This is a genomic window from Candidatus Zixiibacteriota bacterium, assembly GCA_035380245.1.
Lineage (GTDB): Bacteria > Zixibacteria > MSB-5A5 > GN15 > FEB-12 > DAOSXA01.
On record DAOSXA010000004.1, the window covers coordinates 56,822 to 70,686 of the forward strand.

General features: G+C 53.4%; 7 protein-coding genes. 3 read left to right on the forward strand and 4 right to left on the reverse strand.

Annotated features, from left to right (window positions below; translation table 11 throughout):
- Positions 1-38: 38 nt before the first annotated feature.
- Positions 39-1,163: a DNA alkylation repair protein gene (locus PLF13_13655; protein ID HOP08320.1), complete on the reverse strand. Its 1,125-nt coding sequence runs from the start codon at positions 1,161-1,163 to the stop codon at positions 39-41.
- Positions 1,164-1,168: 5 nt separating this feature from the next.
- Positions 1,169-2,983 (reverse strand): M3 family oligoendopeptidase, encoded by a 1,815-nt coding sequence (locus PLF13_13660; protein ID HOP08321.1) that lies wholly within the window; start codon positions 2,981-2,983, stop codon positions 1,169-1,171.
- A gap of 582 nt (positions 2,984-3,565) precedes the next feature.
- Here PLF13_13660 and PLF13_13665 point away from each other — a divergent pair.
- On the forward strand, positions 3,566-5,302 hold the full coding sequence (locus tag PLF13_13665) for a carbon starvation CstA family protein (GenBank protein HOP08322.1): 1,737 nt from the start codon (positions 3,566-3,568) through the stop codon (positions 5,300-5,302).
- A 124-nt stretch (positions 5,303-5,426) separates the two neighbouring features.
- On the forward strand, positions 5,427-6,254 hold the full coding sequence (locus PLF13_13670; protein ID HOP08323.1) for a hypothetical protein: 828 nt from the start codon (positions 5,427-5,429) through the stop codon (positions 6,252-6,254).
- A 166-nt stretch (positions 6,255-6,420) separates the two neighbouring features.
- Here PLF13_13670 and PLF13_13675 read toward each other — a convergent pair whose 3' ends face one another.
- Positions 6,421-8,661, reverse strand: a complete 2,241-nt coding sequence (locus tag PLF13_13675; protein ID HOP08324.1) for a carboxypeptidase-like regulatory domain-containing protein — start codon at positions 8,659-8,661, stop codon at positions 6,421-6,423.
- A 245-nt stretch (positions 8,662-8,906) separates the two neighbouring features.
- Positions 8,907-10,364, reverse strand: a complete 1,458-nt coding sequence (locus tag PLF13_13680) for an MFS transporter (GenBank protein HOP08325.1) — start codon at positions 10,362-10,364, stop codon at positions 8,907-8,909.
- Positions 10,365-10,562: 198 nt separating this feature from the next.
- On the opposite strand from PLF13_13680, the gene PLF13_13685 reads away from it, so the two are divergent.
- Positions 10,563-13,706: a hypothetical protein gene (locus PLF13_13685; GenBank protein ID HOP08326.1), complete on the forward strand. Its 3,144-nt coding sequence runs from the start codon at positions 10,563-10,565 to the stop codon at positions 13,704-13,706.
- Positions 13,707-13,865 lie beyond the last annotated feature (159 nt).

The following is a 13,865-nucleotide window of genomic DNA, read 5'->3' on the forward strand; positions in this document are numbered from 1 at the left end:
GTAGTCGGAGGATCGCACGGGCCCCCCGGGCTACACGATTAAGAGCCTTGACCTCGCGTAGTGAACTCGGCCGTAGCGGCCGTCACCCCGTTAATCATCAGGTCTATCTTATGCTTCCCGGGATGATGTTTGCGCGTGGAATGATCCCTGAGAGATAGCGAAGTAACCAGTTCTAACTTCCCCCCGGCGGGAAGTTCTTTCTCCGACCATTTGAATACCTTGAGACCGCTGCGACCGTTGGGGCGAGCATAAGTCACACGGTAATCGATAACGATGCGCTGGGACTTGCGCGCAGCAGACGACAGAATCAAAGTCAGGCCGATTTTCGCTCCTATAATCGGATCGGCGGGAGATAAATCGAAGCGCTCTACTTTAACGCGGGGATTGGGAGTGAATCCCAACAGCTCAAACACCGGGGGATAGCCGGTCTTTATCAGGGTGCGACAGCCGTGTTTGATGATCCAGTCGGTACGCGGGGAATTGTCTTTTTGCCAGCACAGGGCAGTTGCAATCGCCCGATCGGGATGGTCGCGGGAGATGTCGTTGAGGTTGTTGGCCACGGCCTTGCGCACGTAGAGCGAGGGATCATCGCGAAGCAGGTCAATCAATTCGATCACCGGTCCCGGATCCTCGCGAAAGGCCTCTATATGTGCCACCCATACACCGCGCGGCCGGGAGCCCTCGGCGGCGAGACGGCGGACGTGCTCGTTCTTGTCGCGGGCCCAGCGAGTCATGATCTTCAGGGCGCGTTCAGGATTAGCTTTGACGAACGACCGGACCGCAAACTCGCTCGAACCGTGCTTGGTTAGCTCCCTCAGAGTTTTCATGCCCAGATCGAAATGCCCTCTCCCCCTTTCCTCGACCACACGGGTGAGAATCCAATTCCCGAAACCTCGGAGTTTTGGAGCCAGTTTGACAATAATCGCAGCCGTTTGTTTGAAATCGAGCGGGAGACGAGAGCCCAGACAATTGGCAATGCGATCAATACGCTGTTTGAGTTCGAGTGTCTGAAACGACTTATCGAATACCTCATCTATAAAACTGTCTCGAGAGAATTTGCTATAAACAGCGGCGATCTCATCGGCGAATCGCTCCACCAGTCTCCGGTTGACTTCATCTTTCCAGAGACCGGTGGAGTCGTTCTTAATGTCGCTTGAGGACATACCTCTTAGCTGATTTCCTTAACCAGCTTCACGAATTCATCGACATCGGCCACGGCGCGACGGCAGGCATCGAGCCAGAAATCCTCGCGAGTCAGGTCAACCCCGAGATGTTTGCGAGCCAGTTGTTCGCAGGTCATGCTGCCGGTGTCGGCCAGGAGCGCCCGGTATTTATCGGCGAACGCCGCGCCTTCCTTGTGGGCCCGGTCGTAGACGCCGCCTGCGAAAAGGAAACCGAACGTGTACGGGAAATTGTAATAAGGCAGACCGGACAAATAGAAGTGCAGCTTGGTGGCCCAGAACTGCGGATGGTAACCGTCCTTGTCGAGCAGTGAACCAAAAGCCCGCTCCTGAGCCGAGGTCATTATCTCACTCAGCTTATCGGGACCGGATACCCCCTCGCGGCGGGCTTCGTAAAGGTCCCGCTCGAAGAGATAACGGCAGTGCAAATCACAGAACATGGTATAGGCGGCCTGGAGCTTCTGTTCGATCAACAGGATTCTTTCCATCGGCTCGGTGGTCTGTTTCAGAGCGGCATCCATAGTGAGCGTCTCGGAAAAGATCGAGGCGGTTTCGGCCAGACACATGGGATAGCCGCCCGCGAAAGCCGGGTGATCTTTCAGAACATGATGATGATAAGCGTGTCCCAGTTCGTGCGAGAGGGTGAGTAAATTCTCGAACGTCCCGGAATAGGTCATGAAAATACGCGACTCCTTGACCGGTCCCATACCGGCACACCAGCCGCCGCCGGCTTTACCGGGACGGTTCTCAGCCTCGACCCAGCGCTTGTCCAGAGCCATGCGGAAAAAATCCGCCATGTCGTCCGAGAAGCCTCGGGCGTGATCGACAATCAGGTTGCCGGCATCTTCGAAGCTGTAGAGCTTGTCGGCTTTACCGCAGGGTGCGAACTGGTCGTACCAGGAGAATTTATCGATTCCGAGGAGTCGCTTCTTGGCATCTATGTATGGCTTGAGTTGCGGCGTTACCTCAGCCACCACCCGCCACATGGTATCGAGTGTCTTTTTCTTCAAACGGCCTATTTGAAGAGCCTCGACCAGCGGTGACTCCCAGCCGCGTTTGGTGTGCAGCGTCAGCCGGAAGCCGGCAATAGCGTTCAGCATCATGGCCGTCTGGTTAATGTAGGGCTTCCAGCCTTCGTACATTTTCTCGAACGCCTGCTGCCGCACGGCGCGGTCGGCATCGGACATCTTGGTGGCGATTTGCCCCATGGAAATTTTCTCGGTCTTCTTGCCGACCTTGAAATCCACTTTTATGTCGCCGGCCGTTTTGTCGTAAAGCCGGTTCCAGGCATGGAGACCGTCCACGGCAAGATCGAGCGCCAATTGTTCCTGTTCGAGCGGCAGCTTCGAGCGAGCGATAGTACGCAGTTCATCGAGATAGAAAACGATTCCGCTCATACGCGGCTCGGTCATGAGTTTTTTCCAGTTGGTGTCGCTCTGACGTAAAGATACCGCTTCGAGTTGTGAAAGCAGTTTCTTCCAGCGCGTAGCGAACACATCGCCTTCGGCCGCAATGGCATGAGCCGGGGTATCATCGACGTTTTGACAAACAAGACAGCCGGCCAGGGCCTCGATCAGTTGGATATTCTCCTCGAGTGACTGAAGCAACTCGATCATATCGGCCCAACGCGTGACGGCGTCCTGGTTTTTAAGGTCCGGCAGATCGGAGAATAGCTTCTCAGCTCGCTTGAGTGAGCGGTCGGTTTTCTCGCGGTGTTTCTTGAATTCGGGTGAAGTACTGCCACCGGGGAATATGGAATCGAGGTCCCAAGTGGGTGCCGGGGGAATTTTATTCGCAGACATGACTCTCTCCGCAAGTTGTAGCGTTTCTGAATTGCTGGTCTAAAATACTCAATTCCAATCCGCGCCGCAAGCCTTCCGACCATCCGGACCTGATACAAGACGCATTTTATCGCAAAATATGAGACTCACCGGCAGGAACGTTGATAAGGAGGTCTCCTACCAGATATTTTAGCGTCTCATGTCGCCCCGGCAATCAGGTTAGGTCAGGTCGCTTGCAACCTGACATTGTAGGGCACGTCTCCCCGAGACGTGCCGAATAATAATGATATGGGGCAGATGAGGACATCTGCCGCCCACTTCCCACCCGAGGGGTGGGCACAAAAATCGATACAAATTGTAGGTCGAAACTCCTGTCCGCCGAAGGCGGATCGCGAAGCGAAGTTTCGACTCCTGTTAACGTTTGCAAACTTCCCACCCGAGGGGTGGGGCACCGGACATCTGCCGCCCACTTCCCACCCGAGGGGTGGGCACCGAAAAAAATGAAGATGTGTTCCCGCTTTCGGGCGTGTTGAAAAAAACCTTTCGGCGGTCATGATCGAGGCATAGATTGTCGAGGACAATCAACGGGATATGGGGTCTTCGATGAATGTACTCGTCTATTTTCTTCTGGCTTTAATCGCTTATGCCCTCGCTTTCCGCTTCTACGGCAAATTCATAGCGAGATCTTTCGGCGAAAAAGACGACCGTCCGACACCGGCGGTCGAAATCAACGACGGCAAGGATTTTGTCCCAACACGACCATCGGTGCTGTTCGCCCATCATTATTCGACCATCGCCGGCGCAGGCCCGATTGTCGGACCAACCCTGGGTATTCTCTACGGTGTCGGTCCGGCCTGGTTGTGGGTAGTGCTGGGAGCGATATTTTTCGGCGCGGTGCATGACTTCTCGGCGCTGTTTTCGTCTATTCGCGAACGCGGTTCGAGCATGGCTGAAATCGCACGAAAATCACTGGGACCTTCGGGTTTTACTCTCTTCATTATCTTCACGATCATGTTGATCGTTCTGGTTACAGCAGCGTTCCTGTCGTTGACGGCAGTTTCTTTGACTTCGCTCTACCCGCTCGACAGCCTCGGCCTGGATCAGTCGCAAACGATGCTGCGCACGATGGTCAAGGACGGCCAGACGTTCGGAATTATCGGCGGTATCGCCTCATCGTCGGTGATCGTCATCACGGCTCTCGCTCCCCTGCTGGGTTTTCTGGTTACAAAAAAGAACCTGCCCACGCCGGTGGCGTTTTTGTTCGCGGCCGCGATTTGTATCGTGTCGATCTGGGCCGGTTTCAGAATGCCGCTTTCGCTGGCCCCGGTGGTCTGGATGATCGTCATCTCGATTTACACCTTTTTCTCGTGTGAAGCTCCCGTGTGGCTGATTTTACAACCACGCGATTTCGTGAACGTCCAGATTCTCTACGCCGGTATGATAGCAATGATCCTGGGGGTAGTAATCGGCGGATTCAACGGATTGACCGTCAATGCGCCGGTGTCGAATATAGCAGTCGGTTCAGCCAAAATGGGACCGGTCTGGCCGTTCCTGTTTATCACCATCGCCTGTGGAGCGATTTCGGGATTTCATGCCCTGGTTTCCGGCGGGACTTCATCGAAGCAACTGGCCAAAGAATCACAGGCTCTGACGGTCGGCTACGGCGGGATGCTTCTCGAAAGCCTCCTGGCGGTACTGGTACTGGTCGTTATTGGGTCATCGCTGGATTTTAGCGAATACATCGCGATTGCCTGGCCTGAGGGAGCAAGCGGCAATCCGATTTTGGCATTTGCGCTCTCGATGGGGCATCTGATGCACAACACATTAGGCATTTCGATGGCGTTTGGATCGGTGATGGGGATTTTAATCGTCGAGGGTTTCCTGATAACGACGCTCGATTCGGCCGTGCGCCTCAATCGCTACCTGTTCGAGGAGTTGTGGAACAACCTGTTTGACGAAACACCCTGGTTCATGAAGACGTTCTGGTTCAACTCCGGACTGGCGGTTGTGTTGATGTTTTCCATTGCCTACAGCGGCGGCTACAAAGCCATCTGGCCGGTGTTCGGATCAACCAACCAATTACTGGCGGCCATTACTTTGATCGCGGTATCGGTCTGGTTACATCGGGCCGGACGCAAGAGCTGGTTTACATTGATACCGGCGGTGGTGATGCTCGTAACGACCATCGCAGCCCTGATCTATAAGCTGTTTTATGAATATATCCCGGACGGCAAATTTATTCTCATTGCGACTGATATTGTGTTGCTGGTGCTTTCGGTGGGAGTAATTCGACTGTCCTGGCGTCAGTACGGTAAGGCTGCGGTTAAGACGACTTCGTAGACATTTCTCGAGTCATCGCAAAACACTCTAATTTCTTGAGATCGATCTAAGGTACGACCGGTCTGCCTGCCGATAATTGTAACAGAAGCAGCACTGTCCCCAACGCCCTGAGAGGAGTATGTCCATGAACACCAATAAGATTCTCTGTTTAGCCTTTTGCGGTCTGGCGTTGCTGGCAATCTGGCCTGTCGGCTGTGGTGACGATGACGACAATCCCTCCTCCAGCACCAATCCGGCCGATACCGCCCGGCACGACACAACCTATCTGTCCAACCATCTCAGCGCCGATGACTTCGCTTTGATTCCCGACACGGTTGTCCGCGAGGCTCGTTCGACCTGGCATGTCTTTTACGGCCACACCTCTCACGGCGGGCAGGTTATGACCGGTCTTGACCTGCTATATTCCGAGGATACTATTTTTCACCAGCCGTACATACAGGAGTACAGCGATGATCTCGGCTATGACAGCGATACTTCCTGGGTGCTGCCGACGCGGTCTTATTTGGACAGCCACAGCGAATGCAACATGGTTATGTGGTCCTGGTGCGGCGGAGCCTCGGAGAACAGCGAGAACGGAATTAACGTCTATCTGAACGCGATGAACGCTCTTGAACTAGCTTATCCGAATGTAACGTTCGTCTATATGACCGGGCACCTCGACGGCACCGGCGTGGACGGCAATCTATATGCCCGCAACAATCAGATCCGCGCCTATTGCGAGGCGAACAACAAGATATTATTCGACTTCGCCGACATCGAGAGCTATGACCCGAACGGCACTTACTACCCCGATGAAACCGATGCCTGTAACTGGTGCTACGACTGGTGTGAGTCGTTCTCCTGCGAAACCTGCAGTTGTGCACATTCACATTGCTTCAACTGCTATCGCAAGGGGAAGGCTTTCTGGTGGCTGATGGCTCGCCTGACCGGTTGGGACGGCATGGCACCGTAGGGAGAACGTTTAATTTTGATTATCTCAGGGCAGGTTCGAAGACGGACCTGCCCTTTGCTTGTCCGTGGGCGGCAGACGTCCTCGTCTGCCCCGTATCACGATTCCTTGGCACGTCTCGGAGAGAGACGTGCCGTATGCTTGTGCGACACGTCAGTGGCGATTCGGATCAGTGTAGTATGCTGATGTAAAAAACCCCGCCGGTGTCAAATGATGTTGTGGTAACGGCTGTCTGGTCCCTGCCGACTACAACGAGGTTGGTCTTCCCGAGGCCGCGTATCTGCAGTCCGCCGCCAACCTGAACCAGAGCACGATCCTGATCTATAAATTCCAAGAAACGGAAGGCATGGGTGGGCCCACCGAAAAAAACGGTCACCCGGAACATCTCACCGGGCACGACGTGGTAGATACGGATGTTCTCTGTGGTCTCATGTGGCGGAACGAATGACGACCCACCCCATGAGTAGTTTCTTATGAGAAACGTAGCGGCCTTGGAGCTAGTTCCAGGCGAAGTATTTTCGTCCGTACGGCGGGAGCGCAGAGTGATCTCAACCGGTTTGAGTGAATTGGCTCGTATCTTGTTTACAATAAACGCCACCGAATCATATCCCCGTCGCCAGACGTGCAGGATGAGTGAGTCTCCCATCAGCGAGCAGGGCAATCGGAAACGGCCTTCCTTGTCCGTTTTGACTCGGTTTCCGGTGTTCTGTAGAATTATTTTTGCTCCCGAAACTGGTTTATCTTTGGCTCCATCGTAAACTTGTCCAATAATGCCCGGTTCCGGAAAGGGAAGCCTTCTGATCCGCTTGTCATATTGATCACACCTGGCAGTGTCATGTCCCGTGCTCATCTTTACATCAAAGGCGAGTATACTGTCTTTTGCCAGATCGACGTTCTCCCAGACGACAGTATTGTAATGCGGTCTCGATACCGTCACAGTGTAGCGCCCTTGCGGGATCGGCTTCACCATCGGGTTCCATTGGGCAGACTTGTTGAAGTTGTCGCCTACGATACTCACATCTGTCGAATCCAGCACATTCACTGTGGAGGGGTCAGTGATCTTAACATAGATGATGCCCTTAGGTAGGGTATCTATGTAGTACATGGGCGGAATCGTAATTTCAGGCATGATGACTTTTGCCGATGGGGGAAGCTGAAGTTTATTTGTCGTGTCTGATCTGGAGGATTGGGCTGATGATGCGAATACCCCATCCTGAAGGGACTGCACCTCGAACGTCGCCCAAGTGTGACCGTGTCCGAAAGGAGCACATACAGTGTCTGGAAGCCTCGCTATGTCGTGAAACAATTCGGTGCGGCCGAGAATGTCGTAACGTGCGCCGATAAATCTCGCGAAGTCACGCCATGCCGGCTGGTCGGAGAAGCTTTCGACCAATACAGGACCCGGGCCGTGCCGGAAGCTCCAACGGTCGGCCGGGCTGAGGAGTTGTCCCCGATTAACCGGTACAGTGTAATAATCCTCTGTTATTATACCTTTCCTCCCGAGGTTGTTTCGATAGATCCTAACGACAAGACATTCCAAAGATTCGTCCGGCGAAATTGCTGTATCTTGCCAGTAGTAGAAGCGGAAGTCCTTTTGCTCCCGTTTATGCGACTTGTTCACGTCGTAGGCATATACCGGCCCGTCTGGGGGGGTCACTCTGATTTCGTACCAATCCGCATCCATCGGTGTTATAAACGAGAATCGCCCTCTTTCATCCGTAAGCGTACTACACGGCGGGGGCAACAGGACGTCTACCGAGTAGGGGCTGAAGTGTTTCTTATGACCTCTTTGGATCAGTTCACTAAGAGTAAGATATCGCATCGAGACAGCAGTGTTTTCGATACCCTGGCCAGTCGCCAAGTCCAGCACCTTCCCATGTATCTTACCATCCTGCAGCCAGGGGATTGATCCTTCCTCGACTTCTGACTGCCAGAAGGCGGTATCAGATTCACGGTTCCATACAAGGACTACAACCACCTTAGAATCTTTTCTGACTGAGAACGAGCCTTGCCACGCCTCTTCTATACCATCAACGCTTACGGTCAAGCTAATTTCACCAACTGGAATCCATCGTCCTTTCCAGATAAAAGCCGCTGGGCCATCGAACTGCTCTTTATTGTTCTGATCAACTGTTACATGAGCGGAGAACAATTCATACATGTCACACTCGTCCAGAACCTGGACACAGACCAGTCCGACACTTTGACGTTCGTCTTGTACCATATACTCACGCAGCAGTGTCGCTCGATTTCGTACGTTCCCGGGACCAAGTTGAGGAACGTTTTCTTTGGTATGTGGAGGATTATTAGCTTGCGAACAATCACCGTAGTAGTGTTCATCGCGTTCGGCGTTGGCGACGGCAGCAAGGGCAATTAAGAACAGGATGAAGATATATCTGACGGTACTCAAAGGTACTCCTCCCTTCATGCAGGTAGAACCTATATTCAGACTCCCGACCTAGGTGAATTGTTTAATCCCTTATCTCAGGGCAGGTTCGAAGACGGACCTGCCCTTTGCTTGTCCGTGGGCGGCAGACTCGTCTGCCCCGTATCACGATTCTTTGGCACGTCTCGGAGAGAGACGTGCCACAGTGTCAGGTTGCAAGCAACCGGACCTACTAAAGATCGCTTCCTTCAATGTTCGTCCGCGCTATGCTACACGTCCGGGGCCTCGAATTTCCGCACCCAGCGGCTGTAGAGGTACATACCGATCGCTGATGCAATACCTATCGCCGCAAACTGATACCATAACTCGTACGGCTTGTAGGCGGCCCAGAGTACATCCGTCACCTGCTGGTGCGAGGTGCCGGTCAGCTCAACCAGCTTGTTCATCGCCTCCGGCCGGGCGACATCGGTGATGTTGTAATTTTTCGACAGGTAGTCCAGGGCAAGGTTGGCCTTGTCGCCGTAATTATCGTAGACATGCCCGGCAAAAAGCGATCCGACCGCCCAGCCTATCCCCTGCGGGATGTTGGCGTAGCCCATGTACAGCCCCTTCTTCCCCTCCGGAGCGATGACGCCGAGATACTCATTCATTTTAGGGGAGGACATCATCTCACCGACCGAGAAGGTCAGGATGCCGAGCAGGCAAAACAGCCCGGCGGTAGTAAAACCGGCCATGACCAGACCGACCGAGGAGATAACAATGCCCCAGAAAATCGAAGTTACTCTTCGCATACGGCGCACCAAATAAGAGACGAAAATAACGGCAATAACGATCAGGCCGGCGTTGGCATTGATGAGCCATTCCTGTGAAATCTGCGGGGCGCGGGGCGAGTTGGCATGAAGCATCCATTCCGGCAAACCCAGAGTTTTAACCAGACCCGAGGAGTTGGTCCAGTCGACGATGAAGTTCGGCAACATGTCAAACAACTGCATGAACATGAGCCAGAAACCGGACATGATCAGGATGAACCAAAACAACCGCAGGTCGAAGATGTTCTTGAGCGTGACCCAGAAGACTTGAAAGGGATTCCCTACTTGTTCTCCTCCCGGCTCCGGGTCCTTGTAGGTAAAGAGCATAAACAGGTTGAGCGACACGATAACAGCACAGCCATAGAATACCACCGGCCACGACCACCCGTACAGGTAATGGGCCAGAGGCGGGCCGAGAAAGCCGCCGATGTTGACCAGCATATAGAATGTTCCCCAACCGACTGAGGAGTTCTTCTTGGTCAGGGTTTGACACATAGTCCCCTGAACACCCGGTTTGAAAATAGCGGTGCCGAGTGCCAGGGTACAGCAACCGATGAAGAACGGCCAGAATTCACGCTGCGTGGCCATCAGAATGTATCCGAGAGCCTTGATAAACACCGAAGCCGCGATGGTTTTCTTGTAACCGTAGCGGTCGGCGAAACCGCCCGAGAACATGGGCGTAATCGACTGAAAAATTGCCCACCAGAAAAAGATGATCCCCTTATCAATCTGGGAAAAATGCAAACCTCCAATCTCATCGGCCTGGGCGATGTAGATCGGGATAACGACACGAACACCGTAGTAGGCCAGGCGTTCGAGCATTTCCATAACGTTGACCATCCAGAACGGTCGACTCAACGAACCCAGTTGGGTTAAAAGGTTCTCATGCGATGATGCGGCCGGGGAAGTTGCTGCCATAGGTATTCCTTATTGTTTAGTACGCTTCACACCCAAGTAAACGGGGGGCAGAGGCCGCGTCAACTGCTGATTGCACCTTGACAGATCAATCGATTCCACTATTTTATGATAAATCTTCTCTTCGTTCTTACCTGAACAAATCGGAGGTGTGCGGTGAAAAATATCCCCAAAGGACTACTCTTAATTACAGCATTACTGTTGCTATCGTCAGCGATCCTGGCTCGATCGTATGCCGAAGCACCGGTCGACAGCCGTGATCTGGACAATACTACGTACATCGACGGCAACAACATACTGATGTTCGTTACCAACCACGGCAGTTTCGGCCGTGACTTGGATGATGTTTTCGGATATGACGCCGGTACCTTCTACCCCTACGTGGACATCGGCAGCATAGAAGACGGAAGCCTGAGTAACTATGTTCTCTATGCCGCAGGTATATGGCTTGGCGGTAAAATCGCCGGAGATACCCGTCTTGCTATCGCCGAATACAACGATGAGTACGTCCCGGGGCCGATGAGCGGCGGCACTTATATGCCCGATTCACCTGAGTTCCACACCTATAAGCTCTACTCCGACTCTTTGGCTGATAATCCAAACGATGACTACAACAACTGGCCGGTAGCACAGGGAGCACCGGTTGACAGTCTTGGCAATCCGGCTATGATCGGCAATCAGCTCACCTGGTCGGTGTTTAACGATGCCAATCCGTCTGAGCATTTGAACAATGCCGGTGAAACCGCTCCGCTCGGAGTGGAAATCAGGCATACCACATTCACCTTCGAAACGGACAATGCCCTGAACTCGGTGATTTTCCACCGGTGGGTGCTGGTCAATAAAGGTGATCAGGATATAAGCGATTTCTATTTTTCGCTCTGGACCGATCCGGACCTTGGCGAATACACCGACGATCTGGTTGGTTGCGACACCCTGCTTCAACTAGGTTTTTGTTATAACGCCGACAACAATGATGCCAACCATTACGGGAGCACTCCCCCCTGCATTGGTTTCCAGATGTTGCAATCCCCGATGATATATACCGGAAACATGGATGATACCGTGCGTATGTGGGGAAGAACCTGGCCGGGTTATATCAACATCGGCATAACGTCGTTCAATAAGTATATCAATGGAACTGATCCTAACTCTGCAGAAGAGTCATATAACTACATGCAGGGTTTGCTTGCCGACGGTTCCCCTTACATATATAACGGCCAGGAGTTGAGGTACGTGGCGAGCGGCGATCCGGTAGCCGGAACCGGCGATCTGGACTTCGATCCGGCTGATCGAAGGATGATGCTTGGCGCGGGACCGATCTCGTTCAGTCCGGGTGACAGCACTGAAGTCTATACCGCTATGATAGTAGCACGCGGGTCGGACCGGTTGACCTCAATCAACCTGGTGAAAGCCGCCACGACCGAAGTTCAGCAGGTTTACGAAAACGACTTCGAGTCAAGCGAACCGCCTATCGACGATCCGTTCCTGGTTGAATTTGACTATGACGAAAACAGCATGGAGTTGGCCTGGAGTGAAGCCCCGGTGGGACCGAGCGGATACGATTTTCAGGGCTTCCGACTCAAAATGCAAACCGATTCGGGTTATTCCGAGTTCGCTGAGTTCGACATCGCCGACGGCCTGACTGTGTTCGTGGATGAAGTGTGGGATCCGACAACTGGAACAACCGTCATCGATACGGTCTTCCTGGGTTCCGACAATGGCCTGACCTATGCCCTGAGCCTGCCGGACAAACCGTTTTCTCATGAACCGTGGATGCCGGGAGAGATTCATCGCTTCCAGCTTGAACGGCTCTACTGGAATCCGAACGGATCGACGGGGACAAAGCTGTACGCTTCGGTGTTCAACTATAGTATTACCATCGTTTCGGGTTTGCGGCGGGAAGTTCCCGCCCAATATCCAACCATCCAGGCGGCCGTGGATGAAGCTGTCTACACCGATACGGTCGTGGTTGCCCCCGGTATTTACTACGAACACGACATTACGGTTGACAAAGCAGTGCCGGTGATCGGCGAAACGGGCGATCCCGCGGATGTCGTGGTTGATGCTGAAGGACTGGGACGCGGCTTCATTTTGGGTGACGTTTCCACTCTGATGACGCGTCTGCTCGGCTTGACGATCATTCACGGACAAACTACGCGCGACGGTCTCGGACCGGTGGGGGGAGGCATTTACGCCGGGATGGCCAATATCCGCAATTGTACCTTTACGGAAAATGTTGCCGACAGCGGCGCGGCGCTCAGGATTGTCTGGGGTCAGGTCGACAGTTGCCGGTTTTTCGACAATACTGCCTCCGGGGGAGGAGCTGTCTACAATGTATCACAGGCCGTCCAGATTACCAACTCCGTATTCGCCGGCAATCAGGCTGATGCAGGCGGCGCGGTCCACGGCTACAGCGTTGATATTCACAACTGTACGTTCGTCAACAACACCGCGGAGTTGGGTGCGGTGATCTATGCCGCCCATCCCCTCAGCTTCTATATGGACAAGTCGATCGTGGTCGCCAACACCGCCGAGGTAATGATTCAGACCACTTCGACCGATCCGGGACAGCGGCTCAGTTGCAACGATTTCTACGGCAACAGCGGAGTTATGTGGCCGGGCGCAACCGAGGACGACATCACAACTTCCGGTAACCTCTCGGCCGACCCGCAATTCTGCGATCCCGAAAACCGCAACTTCAGTTTGCGCGGCTATTCGTTCTGTCTGCCGGACGGCAATGCGTGTGACACCTTGATTGGAGCCCTTGACGAAGGCTGCGCCGGAGTAAAGGTATTGATGGAACCAGGCGTTCTTCCAATTTTCTACGCCAATGCCGTAGAACCGATGACGCTGCACGTTTACCTGGGCGATATCTCAGACGGCGCACCGGTTTCCGAGATTAATGCGGGCTCGTTCATCCTGAACGGAACCTTCCTGCCCGAAGCAACGGAATATGTCTCCGGCATTCCGGACTTCGAGGGTGAAGTGCTGGATCTGCAATTCAACATGGCGAGTTTCATTCATGCGTTCGGTTATTTCACCGGTGTTATCGACACTACCTATTCGCTGACCGGCAACTGGCTTACCGGCGATGAGATTACCTACAGCGGCCCGGTGGTTTTGCTCGGTCGTGTTCCGGGTGATGTAACCGCCGATGGCGTTGTTGACATTTCCGACCTGGTTGGACTAGCCGCGTTCACATTCCAGCAAGGCAGGCGACCGAAGGATCTGATGGCTGCCGACTTGAACTGCTCGGGAGAAATTGACATCAGTGACGTGGTAATGCTGGTTGAGTTCATGTTCAACGGCGGTACGGCACCAGAACCATGTCCGAACGACCAATGATCCGATTGGAGATATTCTTGATTTGTAGGGCGCCCAATTTGGCGCCCTATTTCTTTGGGTTAAAACAACTTAACTATAAAAAGCGGAGAAAGATGTTGCAATTGATACTAAGCTGGACTATTATTAATGGTTGTGCTGTAATAGGAATGCTTTTGCGGC

Excerpts from the sequence above, each read along its gene's own strand:
- PLF13_13670 (HOP08323.1), top strand. The coding sequence starts at position 5,427 with ATGAACACCAATAAGATTCTCTGTTTAGCCTTTTGCGGTCTGGCGTTG.
- PLF13_13665 (HOP08322.1), top strand. The coding sequence starts at position 3,566 with ATGAATGTACTCGTCTATTTTCTTCTGGCTTTAATCGCTTATGCCCTC.
- PLF13_13655 (HOP08320.1), bottom strand. The coding sequence starts at position 1,163 with ATGTCCTCAAGCGACATTAAGAACGACTCCACCGGTCTCTGGAAAGAT.
- PLF13_13680 (HOP08325.1), bottom strand. The coding sequence starts at position 10,364 with ATGGCAGCAACTTCCCCGGCCGCATCATCGCATGAGAACCTTTTAACC.
- PLF13_13660 (HOP08321.1), bottom strand. The coding sequence starts at position 2,983 with ATGTCTGCGAATAAAATTCCCCCGGCACCCACTTGGGACCTCGATTCC.